Here is a 16,272-nt window from a genome sequence, read left to right as displayed (position 1 = left end):
AGATGATAAAAGGCTTATTTAAGAAAGAAAAACCAGAAATTATACGTAGGGTAGCTAGTTAGCTAGTCTAAAATTTTTAAAATAAAGGTCAAAGATAGTCAATATCAGAGATCGCATATAATTAAGAATAAACGAGGTAAAGAATATGAACAACAACTTTAACAACATGGATGATTTATTTAACCAATTGATGGGTGGTATGCGAGGATATAGTTCTGAAAATCGTCGCTACTTGATTAATGGACGTGAAGTGACACCTGAGGAATTTGCTCACTATCGTGCAACTGGTCAATTGCCAGGAAATGCAGAAGTTGATGGACAAATGCAACAACACGCTTCAGGTATGAAACAAGACGGTATCCTTGCTAAACTAGGTCGTAACTTGACAGCGGAAGCTCGTGAGGGCAAGTTGGATCCTGTTATCGGACGAAACAAGGAAATTCAAGAAACATCTGAAATCCTCTCACGTCGTACGAAAAATAATCCTGTTCTAGTCGGAGATGCAGGTGTTGGTAAGACAGCCGTTGTCGAAGGTCTAGCACAAGCGATTGTGAATGGAGATGTTCCGGCTGCCATTAAGAACAAGGAAATTATTTCTATTGATATCTCAGGTCTTGAGGCTGGTACTCAATACCGTGGTAGCTTTGAAGAAAACGTTCAAAATCTAATCAATGAAGTAAAAGAAGCAGGGAATATTATCCTCTTCTTTGATGAAATTCACCAAATCCTTGGCGCTGGCTCAATCGGAGGTGATAGTGGTTCTAAAGGTCTTGCGGATATTCTCAAGCCAGCTCTCTCTCGTGGTGAGTTGACAGTGATTGGGGCAACGACTCAAGATGAATACCGTAACACCATCTTGAAAAATGCAGCTCTTGCTCGTCGTTTCAACGAAGTGAAGGTCAATGCTCCTTCAGCAGAGGATACCTTTAAAATCCTTCAAGGGATTCGTGACCTCTATCAACAACATCACAATGTTATCTTGCCAGACGAGGTCTTGAAGGCAGCAGTGGATTATTCGATCCAATACATTCCTCAACGTAGCTTGCCAGATAAGGCTATCGACCTTGTCGATGTAACGGCAGCTCACTTGGCAGCTCAACATCCTGTAACAGATGTGCATGCTGTTGAACGGGAAATTGAGGCAGAAAAAGACAAGCAAGAAAAAGCAGTTGAGGCAGAAGACTTTGAAGCAGCTCTCAATGCCAAAACACGCATTGCTGAATTAGAGAAAAAAGTCGCAAACCACACAGAAGACATGAAAGTGACTGCAAGCATCAACGATGTGGCTGAATCTGTGGAACGAATGACAGGTATTCCAGTGTCACAAATGGGAGCATCAGATATCGAACGTTTGAAAGATATGGCTCATCGCTTGGAACACAAGGTAATTGGCCAAGATAAGGCAGTAGAAGCAGTAGCTCGTGCTATCCGTCGTAACCGTGCTGGTTTTGATGAAGGAAATCGCCCAATCGGTAGCTTCCTCTTTGTAGGTCCAACTGGGGTTGGTAAGACCGAGCTTGCTAAGCAATTGGCACTGGATATGTTTGGAACTAAGGATGCTATCATTCGTTTGGATATGTCTGAATACAGTGACCGCACAGCTGTATCTAAGTTGATCGGTACAACAGCTGGTTATGTGGGGTATGATGACAATAGCAATACCTTGACAGAACGTGTTCGTCGTAATCCTTACTCTATCATTCTCTTGGATGAGATTGAAAAGGCTGATCCTCAAGTCATTACCCTTCTCCTCCAAGTCTTGGATGATGGTCGTTTAACTGATGGTCAAGGAAATACAGTGAACTTCAAGAACACTGTCATTATCGCAACATCAAATGCTGGATTTGGCTATGAAGCCAACTTGACTGAAGATGCGGATAAACCAGAGTTGATGGATCGTTTGAAACCATTCTTCCGTCCAGAGTTCCTTAACCGCTTTAACGCAGTTATCGAGTTCTCACACTTGAATAAGGAAGACCTTTCTAAGATTGTGGACTTAATGTTGGAGGAAGTCAACCAAACCTTGGCTAAGAAAGACATTGATTTGGAAGTTAGTCAAGCAGCTAAGGACTTTATCACAGAAGAAGGTTATGACGAAGTTATGGGTGTTCGTCCTCTCCGTCGCGTGGTTGAACAACAAATTCGTGATAAGGTGACAGATTTCCACTTGGATCATCTAGATGCCAAACATCTGGAAGCAGATATGGAAGATGGCGTTTTGGTCATTCGTGAAAAAGCCTAACTCAAGATTTTGAGAATAAAAAAAGAAGGAACTAGCTAAAAGCTGGTTCCTTTTGTGTTTAGATGACATGGCGTTCAAAGGCATCATCTGAGATTCCTTGTTCCAGGATGAGTTTTGCCCATTCTTTAGCAGAAAAGAGGCTGTGGTCCTTGTAGTTTCCGCAAGATTCGATGGTTGTTCCAGGAACATCTTCCCAAGTAGTGGTTTCAGCAATTTCCTTGAGCGAATCCTTAATAACAGCAGCAATTTCAGCACTGGTATGGCGTCCCCACATAATCATGTGGAAGCCTGTACGGCAACCAAATGGGGAACAATCAATCATCCCGTCGATTCGAGTACGGATGAGTTTGGCCAAGAGGTGCTCGATAGTGTGAAGGCCAGCGGTAGGGATTGAGTCTTCGTTCGGTTGCACCAAGCGAATATCAAAGTTGGAGATGACATCTCCCTTTGGCCCCGTTTCTTCCCCAATCAAGCGAACATAGGGTGCTTTAACAATGGTGTGGTCAAGTTCAAAACTTTCAACAATAACTTCTTTTGACATGGTAGTTCCTTTCAGTTTTCTTCTTTCATTATATCATAAAGGGTGCTGTTGATGGAGTTTGATAAATGACTTTTTGGTACTAGAATGATAATAAAGTCTCTATACATAAACCTCAGAATTATAAAGAAAGAATGGAGAGAAGAATACCTTGTGAAAGAAAAGTTTAGTTTTTCTAGTGGAACTAAGGTGACTTTTGAAAAGTGGATCAACTTTTTCTGAAATTTCTGTTTAATCTCTGAACTAATTCTGAACTAGATTGGGTATACTGGAGAAAATAAAGATAAAGGAGTTCAGTATGGAACATATTGTAAAAATTGATCGTGTTTCTAAAAAATATGGAGACAAGCAAATTTTAAAGGATATTTCTTTTACAGCTAGGAGTGGTCGCATTACGGCTTTTCTAGGACATAATGGTGCAGGAAAAAGCTCGACCTTGAGGATTCTCTTGGGCTTAGATCGGGCGACAGCGGGAACTGCGACTTTTGATGGACAAACCTATCAGTCAATGATTTATCCTCTCAAAACAGTAGGTGCAGCTTTTGACGGTATTGGAGGTCTGCCAAATAGAAAGGTTTACGACCATCTGCATATTATTGCTGCAAGTAATGCTATTCCGAAGTTTCGGATTGATGAGGTATTGGATATGACTGGGATCGCTCATAAGAAAAAGGATTTCTTATCAAGCCTGTCTCTAGGAGAGGGGCAGCGCCTGGGGTTGGCAGTAGCTTTACTAGGTGATCCCCAGTTTTTAATATTAGATGAGCCGACCAATGGACTGGATCCAAGTGGGATTAAGTGGTTTAGAAGGTTCATTCGCCAGCAGGCTGATTTTGGGAAAACCGTCCTTCTATCCTCTCATATCCTGTCTGAGGTACAAATGGTAACAGATGATGTAGTCTTGATTCATCATGGGCAAATTATCGAACAGGGGACGCTAGAAGATGTATTACAAGGAACAGATAGTTTAGAAGAGCTCTTCTTCGAATTAACAGAGGAGGTTTAAGATGAAAGAGACGATGTCTTTATTGCATTCAGAGTGGTTGAAAATCCAATCAACCAAGGCTTTCAGGGTAAGTGTGGTCTTTATGCTGTTATTGGTACCTGTTGTGTCATGGCTAGAGGGACGTCAGTATCTGTCTATCGGTTTAGATGCGACCCCTGAGACGGTTCCCGGTCTGGCAGAAGCTATTGATCCGCTTGAATATCTAGGTCTTAATGGCGCTTCTATGGGTGGTATGGTTTTAGTCATCTTAGCTGGAATTTTGGGAGCAACGGAATTTCAGTCTCATAGCTTGCGAACCAGTCTATTGGCTTGTAATAACCGCTTGAAGCTACTTATGGGGAAAATATTGACCTTTGGTTTGTTTTCACTCATCATTAGCTTGTTATCCATTTATTTGAGCTATATTGTCATGCACTTGGCTTTAGGAAAAGAAGGGCTACATCCAATTTTACTTAATCAAGCTGCTTGGAGTCATCTTTTATGGAAGGCACTAGCTACTGCATTGCTAGGTCTCTTGTCCTTTTTATTGGGATTGCTTGGGCGGACGATGTTGCTTCCCTTACTCTTTCTTGTGCCCCAGCTCTATAATCTGGGAAACTACTTGGCAGCTCATACGAGTTGGGGTGCTTATCTGCCACAGCCCGCAGGAGAGTTATTTGTTGCAACGCCGACTTCCCAATATGCCAACAATCCCTTGCAAGGACTCTTGATACTAAGCGTATGGTTGCTAATCATCGGCGTCATGGCCTCTCTGCGCTTTTTGAAGACGGATTTAGGAGGGCGATACTGATGATAATAGCTCTGCTTAAAAGTGAATGGATTAAGTTCCGTTCTTACTATCTCGCTCTTGGTGCAGCCTTGGTGGCTCTGGTAGTTGTTCCATTTTTTCTAATGAATCTTGACTACAGTCAGACAGCAGTTGGTCAGACGAAGGCTCTGAGCGAGGTTTTGCATGCCCTCTATCTGGCGCAGCCTGTCATCGTCATCTTTACTTCCCTCTATTTTGCCCAGGAGTTTGTCAAGTCTGGGATGCGAACGAATTTTCTAACCGTATCAAATAGAAAGGCTTGATTGGCTGGGAAATTCCTTTTTCTGGCCGTTCTGCTCTTGGTTCTCTACAGTGTCATGATAGGCAGCTGTTTCTTTGTTATGCTGGCTCGATTTGACCTAGACTTTAGCTGGCCCTTACTGGGGAAATTCCTCTATTACAGCTCTTTTGGTCTTCTCAGCAATCTTTTTCTGGCTCTTTTAGCTGCTGGTCTCGCTTTGCTCTTTCAATCTTGGGTTGTGCCGGTGTCGGTGCTATTTCCTCTCTTGATTGGTCTTAGCCGTTTATTGGCAACTTTTATCAAAGAAGCAAAGTACCTGCCCGATCTGGCTACGCTAAATCTTTTTGAGTATGAAGGGCTTCAGCATTCAATAGATCTATCAGGGTTGGGAATACAGCTGTTCTGGCTAGCTTTGATTTGGAGCTCTGTTATATTCTTGACCTTGAAACGAGATGTTCGCTAGAGGTATGCTATAATGGAAATCATGAGACAGTATCGTATTTTGGTGGTTGATGACGACCGGAGCATTTTAAAGCTGGTGAAAAACGTCCTAGAGCTCGATGCTTATGACGTGACGACGCTTGATCGGATAGAAGAGCTAGAACTGACGGATTTTGTAGGATATGATTTGATTCTGCTAGATGTGATGATGGAGCCTGTTAATGGTTTTGAGCTGTGTTCCTACATTCGTCCACATCTTTCGTGTCCAATTATCTTTCTGACAGCTAAGGAGTTAGAGGCGGACAAGGTGGAAGGACTCTTTCGCGGAGCAGATGACTATATTGTCAAGCCTTTTGGGACCAAAGAATTGCTGGCGCGTGTCAGAGCCCATCTTCGGCGGGAGGAAAGACGGGAGGAGCGATATTCTGAAATTGCTTCTTGTCAATTTTATCCAGAGCGCTATGAAGTTTCCTATTTTGGTAAAGTCTTGAAATTTTCAGAGCGAGAGTTTAAGTTGCTGCATTTACTAGCTAGCAATCCCAAGCAGACCTTTTCAGCTGAACGCCTGCATACCTTGCTTTATCCAGAAAGCTCAGAAACACAGCTTCGCTCCATCTCAGAATACGTATATCAGATTCGTCAAAAATGCAAACAAGAAGGGCTGCAAGCAATCGCAACAGTGAGAGGAGTAGGCTATAGATGGCAATTAGAACCCGAAATTTCAAAAGCCTAGTCTGGACAACCAGTTTAAAAATCGTCTTTTTTCATGTTTTGATTTTTGTGCTTATAGGCTATGAATTTACGCAAGGAAGTGATTACGTTCTTTTCACCTTGTTCTTTTGGGCGGGGAGCTTGCTGCTGATTACTTTTTATCATATTTTGAAATTGCTCCGAAAAATCGACAGGGAAATAAAAATGCTAAAGAGCGAGAAGCTTTTAGAAGAAAATCAAAGTCAGCTTTTTCGGATTGAGGAAATGCTAGAAGTTTATAGCGATTTACGGAGCAGCCACCAAGAAAATGCTCGTCTTCTAGAAAGAGAGCAGCAGCATAATCAGGAGTTGATTTTACAGCTATCAGCGACATCGCACGATTTGAAGACGCCCCTAACTGTGATTAAAGGGAACGCTGAGCTCTTGGAATTGGCGCAGTTGGGCCATCCACAGGCAGACTATGCTGCTGAGATTTTGCAGGCTAGTCACAAGATGGAAGAGTATTGTGGCTCTTTGATTGATTACGCTAAGACTTTTCAGATTGATTCTAATCAGTTCATTCAGCTTTCCTTAGGGGACTTTTTGGCTTATCTACAGGATGATTGGGCACTGTTCAGCAAACAGGAAAGCCATCGTTTCTACCTCCAAGAAGATTGTGAGCTTAGTCTGATTTTGTCAATTCATTTGGACTATCTCAAGCGAGCTTTGCTCAATATTTTACTGAATGCGCTTGAACATGCTAATCAGGACCAAAAGGAAGTGAAGCTGATGGTATCAGTGCAACAGGACCAGTTGGTTTTTGCTATCTGGAACAACGGCCCTGCATTTTCAGAGGAGATGCTGCTAGGAGCGGAACGGCTCTTTTATCAGAGTGACCAAAGCCGCAATTCAGCTAATCCCCATCATGGAATCGGCTTAGCCTTTTCTAAACAGGTAGCTCTCTTGCACGGTGGTCGTCTGACCCTGCTCAATCTAGACCAAGGAGGAGCCTCTGTCGAGTTGACAATTTCATTGAAATAAATGAGAATGGAAAATCATAAAAACGCATAATATCAAGTCTTTTGGACACTTGGTATTATGCGTTTGATTTTTTTATTATGTAAAGATTTACTGGATTTTTATCTCAAATTGAGTTTTTGTCCAGCCTTGTTTATTTATTTGCGATACAAGCGATCGTATTGGTAGAATGGGTCAAAGGTTACGTTGATACCTAGTTTGCGAAGGACGTTCTTGTCTTCATCGGTCAAGATGATGGTTGAATGAGCTTCGCTTCCTTTGAGATTCCCAAGTTCTTCCATGGCACGCGCAGCATCAGGATTTTCCATAGCTGTGATGGCAAGTGCAATCAAAATTTCATTTGAGTGAAGGCGAGGATTGCGGCTACCTAGGTGATCGATTTTAAGACCTTGAATTGGTTTGACGACTTCAGGCTCGATTAGTTTCACTTCCTTAGCGATGTCAGCTGATTTTTTGATGGCATTGATCAAGGCAGCAGCTGTAGGACCAAAGAGTTCAGAGTTTTTACCAGTTACGATTTCCCCATTTGGCAATTCAAGGGCTAGGGCAGGTCCACCAGTTTCTTCCGCCTTTTGACGTGCTGCGACAGCAACCTTACGGTCTGCAGGTGTGATTCCAAGGTCGTTCATGAGAAGTTCAATCTTCTTGACAGCAGTTTCTCCGACTTTTTCAGCTTTAAAATCAAGAACAGTCTGATAGTAGCGACGGATGATTTCTTGTTTTGAAGCTTCGATAGCAGCTTCGTCATCAGTAATAGCGAAACCAACCATGTTGACACCCATGTCTGTTGGTGAAGCGTATGGAGATTCACCGAGAATGCGCTCCAACATACGTTTGAGCACCGGGAAAATTTCGATATCACGGTTGTAGTTGACAGTGGTTTCTCCATAGGTTTGGAGATGGAAGGGGTCAATCATATTGACATCATCAAGGTCTGCGGTGGCAGCCTCATAGGCCAAGTTGACTGGATGATGAAGGGGTAGGTTCCAAACTGGGAAGGTTTCAAACTTAGCGTAACCAGACTTGATGCCATTGAGTTGGTCGTGGTACATATTGGACATACAAGTGGCCAATTTTCCAGAACCAGGTCCAGGAGCGGTTACGACAATTAAGTTGCGACTGGTTTTGATGTAGTCGTTTTTCCCCATACCTTCTGGAGAAATGATGTGGTCCATATCAGTCGGGTATCCTTTGATTGGATAATGAAGATAGGAATCAATCCCGTTTTTATCTAACTGGTTGCGGAAGGCATCTGCAGCAGGTTGGCCAGCGTACTGTGTGATGACAACCGAACCAACAAAAATTCCCAGCTCATTGAATTTGTCAATCAAACGAAGAACTTCTTGGTCATAAGAAATGCCTAGGTCGCCACGCGCTTTAGAATGCTCGATGTTGCTGGCATTAATGGCGATCACAACTTCAACCTGCTCTTTCAATTCTTGCAAGAGCTTGATTTTATTGTCAGGCTCATAACCAGGAAGGACTCGAGCAGCGTGGAAATCTTCTAACATTTTGCCACCAAACTCCAAATAGAGCTTGCCGTCAAATTGGTTGATGCGCTCCAAAATGTGGTCGCGCTGTAGATTCAAATATTGTTCAGAACTAAAAGCTTGTTTTTTCATTTTTTTACCTCTGACCTCTATTATAATAAAAAATTGGAAGATAGGAAACTACGGAGCCAAAAAAGAAATCAAAAAGATTAGGCAAACGCTTGCACAAAGTTTGAAAAAGCGCTATCATAGACTATAGATTATTAAAATAATGAGGTAAGAAGATGCAAGAAAAATGGTGGCACAATGCCGTAGTCTATCAAGTCTATCCCAAGAGTTTTATGGATAGCAACGGAGATGGAATTGGCGATTTGCCAGGAATTACTAGTAAGTTAGACTATCTAGCCAAGTTAGGAATCACAGCGATTTGGCTTTCTCCTGTTTATGATAGCCCTATGGATGATAATGGCTACGATATTGCTGATTATCAAGCGATTGCAGCTATTTTCGGGACCATGGAGGACATGGACCAACTCATCACAGAAGCTAAGAAGCGTGATATCCGAATTATCATGGACTTGGTGGTCAATCATACCTCGGATGAACACGCATGGTTTGTCGAGGCTTGTGAGAATCCTGATAGCCCTGAGCGTGACTACTATATCTGGCGGGATGAGCCTAATGATTTGGAGTCTATCTTTAGTGGATCTGCTTGGGAATACGATGAAAAGTCGGGTCAATACTATCTCCACTTTTTCAGTAAGAAACAGCCGGATCTCAACTGGGAGAATGAAAAACTGCGCCAGAAAATTTATGAGATGATGAACTTCTGGATTGATAAAGGAATTGGTGGTTTCCGTATGGATGTCATTGATATGATTGGCAAGATTCCTGATGAGAAAGTAGTCAATAATGGTCCCATGCTCCATCCCTATCTCAAGGAGATGAACCAAGCCACCTTTGGTGACAAAGATCTCTTGACAGTGGGAGAAACTTGGGGGGCAACGCCAGAAATTGCCAAGCTTTACTCGGATCCAAAAGGACAAGAATTGTCTATGGTCTTCCAGTTTGAACACATCTGTCTTCAGTATCAGGAAGGGCAACCTAAGTGGCACTACCAAAAAGAGTTAAATGTAGGGAAGTTAAAAGAGATTTTCAACAAATGGCAGACAGAGCTGGGAGTTGAGGACGGCTGGAATTCCCTCTTCTGGAACAACCATGACCTTCCTCGCATCGTCTCTATCTGGGGAAATGACCAAGAATACCGTGAAAAACCTGCTAAAGCCTTTGCAATCCTGCTTCATCTCATGAGAGGGACACCTTATATTTATCAGGGTGAAGAGATTGGAATGACCAACTATCCGTTTGAAACACTGGATCAAGTAGAAGATATTGAATCCCTCAACTATGCGCGTGAAGCTCTTGAAAAAGGCGTTCCGATGGAAGAAATTATGGACAGTATCCGTGTTATTGGTCGTGACAATGCCCGTACTCCGATGCAGTGGGATGAAAGCAAAAATGCTGGCTTCTCAACAGGTCAACCTTGGTTGGCAGTTAATCCAAACTACGAAGAAATCAACGTTCAAGAAGCACTGGCAAATCCAGATTCAATTTTCTATACTTATCAAAAACTCGTTCAAATCCGTAAGGAGAACAGCTGGCTGATTCGAGCTGATTTTGAATTGCTGGATACAGCTGATAAGGTCTTTGCTTATATCCGTAAGGACGGTGACCGTCGTTTCCTAGTTGTGGCTAACTTGTCCAATGAAAAACAAAACTTTTCAGTAGAAGGAAGAGTTAAGTCAATCTTGATTGAAAACACTGTGACTCAAGAAACAGTTGAAAAACAAACCTTGGCTCCATGGGATGCTTTCTGTGTGGAAGTAACGGATTAAAATAAGTGAACCTCAAGCCTTTAATGCTTGAGGTTCTTTTACTAAAAATTATATAGAAAAGCCTTTAAAAAATATTTGTTAGAATTTTCTAAAAAATCTGGCGAAAGTCCTTGCTTTTATGAAAAAATAGGGTATAATGGTGAAAACACTATCTTTAAGGAGATTACTTATGAAATCGAAAAAGTGGCTCTTAGGAGCAGGTGCTGTTTTGAGTGCAGCCCTACTGTTAACTGCTTGTGGGCAAAGTGAAAAGAAGGCTGATGCCCCCAAGACATTCTCTTATGTCTACGCTATGGATCCATCTTCTTTGGACTATAGTGTGACGAGCAAGAGCTCAACCTCTGACGTTATAGCAAACGTTGTTGATGGTCTTTTGGAAAATGATAAGTATGGGAACTTAATTCCATCGCTTGCAGAAGACTGGTCTGTTTCAAAGGATGGTTTGACTTACACCTACAAACTTCGTAAGGGTGTAAAATGGTATACTTCTGATGGAGAAGAATACGCTGAAGTTAAAGCTAAAGACTTTGTTACTGGGCTTAAACATGCTGCTGACGGAAAATCAGATGGTCTTTCTTTGATTCAGGATTCTATCAAAGGTTTGGCAGAGTATGTTAGTGGTGAGAGCAATGATTTCTCTACTGTAGGAGTTAAGGCTGTTGATGATTACACGGTAGAATACACGCTCAACAAACCAGAAAGTTTCTGGAATTCTAAGGTTACAACTGCTACCATGCTTCCAGTTAATGAAGAATTCTTGAATTCTAAAGGGAGCGACTACGGTGCGCCAACACCATCAAGTATTCTTTATAACGGTCCTTACCTTTTGAAATCATTGACTTCAAAATCAGTCATTGAATATGAAAAGAATCCAAACTATTGGGACAAGGACAATGTCAAGATTGACAATATTAAACTAACCTTCTATGATGGTTCCGACCAAGAATCCTTGATTCGAAGCTTTACGCAAGGTGCCTATACAACAGCTCGTCTCTTCCCAACAAGCTCAAACTTTGAGTCAACTAAGAAAGAGTACGGAGATAAGATTGTCTACAGTCCCCAAGAAGCGACAAGCTACTATCTCACTGTTAACGTAAACCGCCAGTCTTACAATAAAACAGCTAAAACAGACGAGGCTCAAAAAACTTCAACAAAAGAAGCTCTTCTCAACAAGAATTTCCGTCAGGCCTTGAACTTTGCCCTTGACCGTCATTCTTACACGGCTCAGTTGAATGGTGAAGAAGGTGCGGATAAAATTATCCGTAATAGTCTAGTACCTCATGACTACGTTCAAGTAGGTGAAAAGACATTTGGAGAGTTGGCACAAGCAGAGCTGGTTTCTTATGGAGATCAATGGAAAGATGTAGCCCTTACAGATGGTAAGGATACGATTTACAGTCCTGAAAAAGCTAAGGCGGCCTTTGCTAAAGCCAAGGAAGAATTGCAAGCCAAGGGTGTTACCTTCCCAATCCATTTGGATATCCCGGTTGAACAAACAGATGTAATCGCGGTTCAACAAACCAACTCACTCAAGCAGTCTATCGAATCATCACTTGGTACGGAGAATGTCATTGTTGATGTCCTTCAAATGACCGATAATGAAAAATTGAGCATTACTTCTCAAGCTAAGGTTCCAGCACAAAAAGACTATGACTTGAATGGAACTGGTTGGGGACCAGACTATCAAGACCCAGCTACCTACCTCAACATTCTTGATGCTAAGAAGGGTTCTGCCCTTAAACACTTGGGGATCAAGCGCGGAAATGATCCAGAAGTGATGGCTCAAGTTGGACTGGACGAATACAAGAAACTCTTGGATGATGCCGCAGCTGAAACAAGCGACCTCAATAAGCGTTACGAAAAATACGCTAAAGCGCAAGCCTGGGTATCGGATAGTTCGCTCTTGATCCCAGTTGCTTCTTCAGGTGGTTCTCCAACGGTTAGCCGTACTGTACCATTCACAAAAGCATACTCTCAAGTCGGGATCAAGGGAGACCCATTTGTATTCAAAGGATTGGAGTTGCAAAATGACGTTGTAACTGCAAAAGAATACGAAGAAGCCTTCAAGAAATGGCAACAAGAAAAAATCGAAACAAATGCCAAATACCAAAAAGAACTTGAAAAACACGTCAAGTAATCTATAAACAGAAAAGGAAGTTGCAGGAAACTGTGCTTCCTTTTTTGTTTTGAGACACCAGTTGTCATAAAAGCAGTAACTTTACATTTTTGAATAAATTTGATAAAATATGGTTATGTTATAAAAAGTGACATAAAGGAGTGGATGATGATTAAACTGAAAAAAAGACTAATCGGGACAGGCCTTGTCTTAGCGACAGGGATTTTGCTCTCGGCATGTGGACAGTCCAACACAGATACTAGCACTTATTCATCAACATTTAGTGCGAATCCGACAACTTTTAACTATCTTCTAGATTATTATGCAGATAACACTGCCGTTATTACCAATCTTGTAGATGGTTTGTTAGAAAATGACAGCTATGGAAACCTCGTACCTGCTCTTGCGGAGGATTGGTTTGTTTCATCAGATGGTTTGACCTATACCTACAAGCTTAGAAAAGATGCCAAGTGGTATACGGCTGACGGTGAGGAATATGCTTCAGTCAAAGCTCAGGATTTTGTCACTGGGATCAAATATGCTGCGGACAACAAGGGGCAAGCTATGGATCTGATCCAAAATTCAATCAAGGGATTGAATGACTATGTGACGGGTGTGACCAATGACTTTTCAACTGTTGGTGTCAAAGCCTTGGATGACTATACGGTTGAGTACACTTTGACACGACCAGAACCTTATTGGAACTCTAAGACAACCAATAGTATTCTTTTCCCAGTCAACGAAGAGTTCTTGAAATCAAAGGATAAAGATTTTGGTACCTTGACACCAGACAGTATCCTTTATAATGGTCCCTATCTGTTAAAAGATTTTACATCAAAATCTTCGATTGAATATGTGAAGAATCCACACTATTATGACCATGACAAAGTAACCATTGAAAAAGTTAAGTTAGCTTACTTTGATGGGTCAGATCAGGAGATGACCATTCGAAACTTTGAAAGTGGTGCTTACTCGATTGCAGGAGTCTATCCAAATAGTTCGAACTATGCTAAGACAAAAGAAAAATACCAAGACAATATCGTTTATAGCTTGCAAGACAAGACATCTTGGTACTTTAACTTTAACGTCAACCGCAAAACCTATAATCATACCGCTAAAACAACGGATGAACAAAAGAAATCAGCTCAAACAGCTATCTTAAATAAAAATTTCCGTCAGGCTATCAACTTTGGTATTGATCGAACAGCCTACTCTGCTCAATCTAACGGTGAAGAAGCAGCGAGTAAAACCCTTCGTAATACTCTAGTTCCTCCAACATTTGTCCAGGTGGGAGATAAGACCTTTGGAGAAGTAACAGCTTCTAAGCTTGTGAACTACGGAACTGAGTGGTCAGGTATCAATTTGGCAGATGCTCAAGATGCCTACTTTAACAAGGAAAAGGCCCAAGCAAAATTTGCGGAAGCTAAAAAGGAATTGGAAGCCCAAGGCGTGACTTTCCCAATCCATTTGGATGTCCCTGTTGATCAGACGAATAAAAATGCGGTCTCTGGTATGAACTCGGTCAAACAAACCCTTGAAACAGTACTAGGTTCTGACAATATCGTCATTGATGTTCAACAGCTTTCTACAGATGACTTTGGAAATGTTGCCTTCCTAGCACCAAATCCAGCAGCTCGTGACTACGACCTAAACTTTGATGGTTGGGTTGGTGATTACCAGGATCCATCAACTTATCTAGATCCCTTCAATGCTGAAACTGGCTTCTATCTCAAGATTTTTGGTCTTGATGCCAAGGAAGACCAAGAGCTCATTAAGAGTTTGGGGCTCGATATCTATACGAAACTTCTAAAAGAAGCAGATGCTGAGAATAAAGATGTCGCTAAGCGTTATGAAAAATACGCTGAAGCTCAAGCTTGGATGATTGACAATTCTCTAGTTATGTCTGCTATGTCAAATGGTGGTACAGCCTCTGTAACCAAAGTAACTCCGTTTACACGTGCCTACTCCCTAGTGGGAATCAAGGGTGACGGAAATAATTATAAGTACATGAGATTACAAAAAGACCCTGTTACCAAGAAACAATTTGATGAAGCCAAGGCTAAGTGGGAAGAAGAAAGTAAAAAAGCTATCGAAAAGAGCCAAAAAGAGTTTGAAAACCACGTAAAATAAGATTACAGACAAGGTTGCCCCTGAGCGCCTTGTCTTTTTGTGCAGAATGGCATTTGGAACTTTGCTTATATTTTAGAGCAACTTAAGAGAACAAAAGCGAATGAAAACGCTGAAAATAGCAAGGATGGATGGAATTTCCATCATGATTGTGATATAATATTTATAACTATTAACGTGTATAGGGGATTATCATGAGTAGACGTTCAAAGAGAGCTCGTTTAGGGAATGTGAAACGAAATATTAATATAGTTTTAGCAACCATTTATTTATTATTGAGTGGTTTTTTGCTGTTCTTAATTTTTAAACATAATATCTTAGCTTTTCGGTACCTCAATATCCTTACGGCGGTTCTTATTTTTATTTCTGCTGTAATTGCAATCCTTCTGATAGTGTATAAAAAAGCCGAGAAGTTTACGGTTTTCTTTTTGACACTTGCTATCGTAGTTAGCTCCGTTTCTCTCTATGCTTTGCAACAGTTTGTCGGTTTTACCAATCATATCAATGCGACCTCAAACTACTCAGAGTATTCGATGAGTGTGGTCGTTTTGAAAGATAGTGAAATCAATAATGTGACCCAGTTGGATAGTGTAACAGGTCCGACTGAAACAGATAATGATAATATCCAAAAGTTGGTGGCGGATATTAAGACGACACAGAGTAAAGACTTGACAGTTGAACAGAGTACTTCTTATCTAGCAGCTTATAAGAGTCTGCTTTCTGGCGAAACGAAAGCAATTGTCTTAAATAGTGTCTTTGAAAATATCATTGAAGCAGAGTATCCAGATTATGCTTCAAAAATCAAAAAAATCTATACAAAACAATTAACTAAGGATGTTGCGGCACCAAAGGTATCGAAGAATAAAGCTTTCAATATTTATGTGAGTGGTATTGATACCTATGGTCCGATTAGTTCCGTTTCGCGTTCGGATGTGAATATTCTAATGACTGTGAACCGAGATACCAAGAAAATCCTTCTGACTACAACGCCTAGAGATTCCTATGTTCCGATTGCGGATGGGGGAAATAATCAAAAGGATAAATTGACCCACGCTGGAATCTATGGAGTGGACTCGTCGATTCATACTTTGGAAAATCTCTATGGGGTGGATATTAACTACTATGTTCGCTTGAACTTCACTTCTTTCTTGAAGTTGATTGACCTTTTAGGTGGTGTTGATGTCTATAATGATCAGGATTTCACTTCTTTGCATGGCAAGTACCATTTCCCTGTTGGGAATGTTCATTTAGACTCTGAGCAAGCTCTTGGTTTTGTCCGTGAGCGCTACTCTCTAGCAGATGGAGATCGAGATCGTGGTCGGAACCAACAAAAGGTTATTGTAGCTATTATTCAGAAGTTGACGTCAACTGAGGCTTTAAAAAACTACGATAACATCATCCAAGGATTGCAAGATTCTCTTCAGACCAATATGCCTTTGGAAACCATGATGGATCTGGTTAATACTCAATTGGAGAGTGGCGGGAATTACAAAGTCAACTCTCAAGACTTGAAGGGAACTGGACGCACGGATCTTCCTTCATACGCTATGCCAGATAGTAACCTCTACATGATGGAAATTGATGAAAGTAGCTTGGCCGCTGCCAAAGCTGCTATCAATGATGTGATGGAGGGCAAGTAG

The 16,272-nt window shown here is 41.4% G+C and carries 11 protein-coding genes and 1 pseudogene; 10 read left to right on the top strand and 2 right to left on the bottom strand.

The window, feature by feature from the left end:
• Positions 1–145 precede the first annotated feature (145 nt).
• Positions 146–2,242: an ATP-dependent Clp protease ATP-binding subunit gene (locus KX728_RS07880; protein ID WP_215804332.1), complete on the top strand. Its 2,097-nt coding sequence runs from the start codon at positions 146–148 to the stop codon at positions 2,240–2,242.
• A 58-nt stretch (positions 2,243–2,300) separates the two neighbouring features.
• Here KX728_RS07880 and KX728_RS07875 read toward each other — a convergent pair whose 3' ends face one another.
• Positions 2,301–2,783, bottom strand: coding sequence for an S-ribosylhomocysteine lyase (locus KX728_RS07875; RefSeq protein WP_000032557.1), 483 nt, complete (start codon positions 2,781–2,783; stop codon positions 2,301–2,303).
• A 295-nt stretch (positions 2,784–3,078) separates the two neighbouring features.
• Between KX728_RS07875 and KX728_RS07870 the strand changes: the two genes are divergently transcribed.
• From KX728_RS07870 to KX728_RS07850, 5 genes and pseudogenes are all read left to right on the top strand, one after another.
• On the top strand, positions 3,079–3,786 hold the full coding sequence (locus KX728_RS07870; RefSeq protein ID WP_215804333.1) for an ABC transporter ATP-binding protein: 708 nt from the start codon (positions 3,079–3,081) through the stop codon (positions 3,784–3,786).
• A gap of 1 nt (position 3,787) precedes the next feature.
• Positions 3,788–4,576, top strand: a complete 789-nt coding sequence (locus tag KX728_RS07865) for a lantibiotic ABC transporter permease (protein WP_215804334.1) — start codon at positions 3,788–3,790, stop codon at positions 4,574–4,576.
• Positions 4,576–5,298, top strand: a pseudogene (locus KX728_RS07860) (lantibiotic ABC transporter permease). The gene KX728_RS07865 and the pseudogene KX728_RS07860 overlap by 1 nt, the downstream one beginning before the upstream one ends.
• Before the next feature lie 12 nt (positions 5,299–5,310).
• A complete protein-coding gene (locus tag KX728_RS07855) occupies positions 5,311–6,009 on the top strand; it encodes a response regulator transcription factor (RefSeq protein WP_215804335.1) in 699 nt (232 codons plus the stop codon).
• Positions 5,976–7,007 carry a sensor histidine kinase gene (locus tag KX728_RS07850; RefSeq protein WP_215804336.1) on the top strand — a complete coding sequence of 344 codons (1,032 nt, stop codon included), beginning with the start codon at positions 5,976–5,978 and terminating at the stop codon, positions 7,005–7,007. The genes KX728_RS07855 and KX728_RS07850 overlap by 34 nt, the downstream gene beginning before the upstream one ends.
• Positions 7,008–7,141: 134 nt before the next feature.
• Here the strand turns inward: KX728_RS07850 and KX728_RS07845 are convergent, their stop codons facing one another.
• Positions 7,142–8,626 (bottom strand): DUF1846 domain-containing protein, encoded by a 1,485-nt coding sequence (locus KX728_RS07845; protein WP_215804337.1) that lies wholly within the window; start codon positions 8,624–8,626, stop codon positions 7,142–7,144.
• 152 nt (positions 8,627–8,778) lie between these two features.
• Between KX728_RS07845 and KX728_RS07840 the strand changes: the two genes are divergently transcribed.
• The 4 genes from KX728_RS07840 (at position 8,779) to cpsA (ending at position 16,272) form a co-directional block, all read left to right on the top strand.
• Entirely contained in the window at positions 8,779–10,389 is a 1,611-nt protein-coding gene (locus tag KX728_RS07840) for a glycoside hydrolase family 13 protein (RefSeq protein ID WP_215804338.1), read from the top strand.
• Between the two features lie 169 nt (positions 10,390–10,558).
• A complete protein-coding gene (locus tag KX728_RS07835) occupies positions 10,559–12,526 on the top strand; it encodes a peptide ABC transporter substrate-binding protein (protein WP_215804339.1) in 1,968 nt (655 codons plus the stop codon).
• Positions 12,527–12,673: 147 nt separating this feature from the next.
• Entirely contained in the window at positions 12,674–14,635 is a 1,962-nt protein-coding gene (locus tag KX728_RS07830; protein ID WP_215804340.1) for a peptide ABC transporter substrate-binding protein, read from the top strand.
• Positions 14,636–14,826: 191 nt separating this feature from the next.
• A complete protein-coding gene (gene cpsA, locus KX728_RS07825; protein WP_180833764.1) occupies positions 14,827–16,272 on the top strand; it encodes an LCP family glycopolymer transferase CpsA in 1,446 nt (481 codons plus the stop codon).

Source organism: Streptococcus oralis, assembly GCF_019334565.1.
GTDB classification, from domain to species: Bacteria; Bacillota; Bacilli; order Lactobacillales; family Streptococcaceae; genus Streptococcus; species Streptococcus oralis_CR.
The sequence above is the reverse complement of the archived record's forward strand: the minus strand, read 5'-3'. Positions and strand labels throughout refer to the sequence as shown.

Bases quoted from the DNA above. Each gene is read 5' to 3' on its own strand.
- KX728_RS07855 (WP_215804335.1), top strand. From the start codon at position 5,311: ATGGAAATCATGAGACAGTATCGTATTTTGGTGGTTGATGACGACCGG.
- cpsA (WP_180833764.1), top strand. From the start codon at position 14,827: ATGAGTAGACGTTCAAAGAGAGCTCGTTTAGGGAATGTGAAACGAAAT.
- KX728_RS07880 (WP_215804332.1), top strand. From the start codon at position 146: ATGAACAACAACTTTAACAACATGGATGATTTATTTAACCAATTGATG.
- KX728_RS07850 (WP_215804336.1), top strand. From the start codon at position 5,976: ATGGCAATTAGAACCCGAAATTTCAAAAGCCTAGTCTGGACAACCAGT.
- KX728_RS07875 (WP_000032557.1), bottom strand. From the start codon at position 2,783: ATGTCAAAAGAAGTTATTGTTGAAAGTTTTGAACTTGACCACACCATT.
- KX728_RS07845 (WP_215804337.1), bottom strand. From the start codon at position 8,626: ATGAAAAAACAAGCTTTTAGTTCTGAACAATATTTGAATCTACAGCGC.
- KX728_RS07835 (WP_215804339.1), top strand. From the start codon at position 10,559: ATGAAATCGAAAAAGTGGCTCTTAGGAGCAGGTGCTGTTTTGAGTGCA.
- KX728_RS07870 (WP_215804333.1), top strand. From the start codon at position 3,079: ATGGAACATATTGTAAAAATTGATCGTGTTTCTAAAAAATATGGAGAC.
- KX728_RS07865 (WP_215804334.1), top strand. From the start codon at position 3,788: ATGAAAGAGACGATGTCTTTATTGCATTCAGAGTGGTTGAAAATCCAA.
- KX728_RS07840 (WP_215804338.1), top strand. From the start codon at position 8,779: ATGCAAGAAAAATGGTGGCACAATGCCGTAGTCTATCAAGTCTATCCC.
- KX728_RS07830 (WP_215804340.1), top strand. From the start codon at position 12,674: ATGATTAAACTGAAAAAAAGACTAATCGGGACAGGCCTTGTCTTAGCG.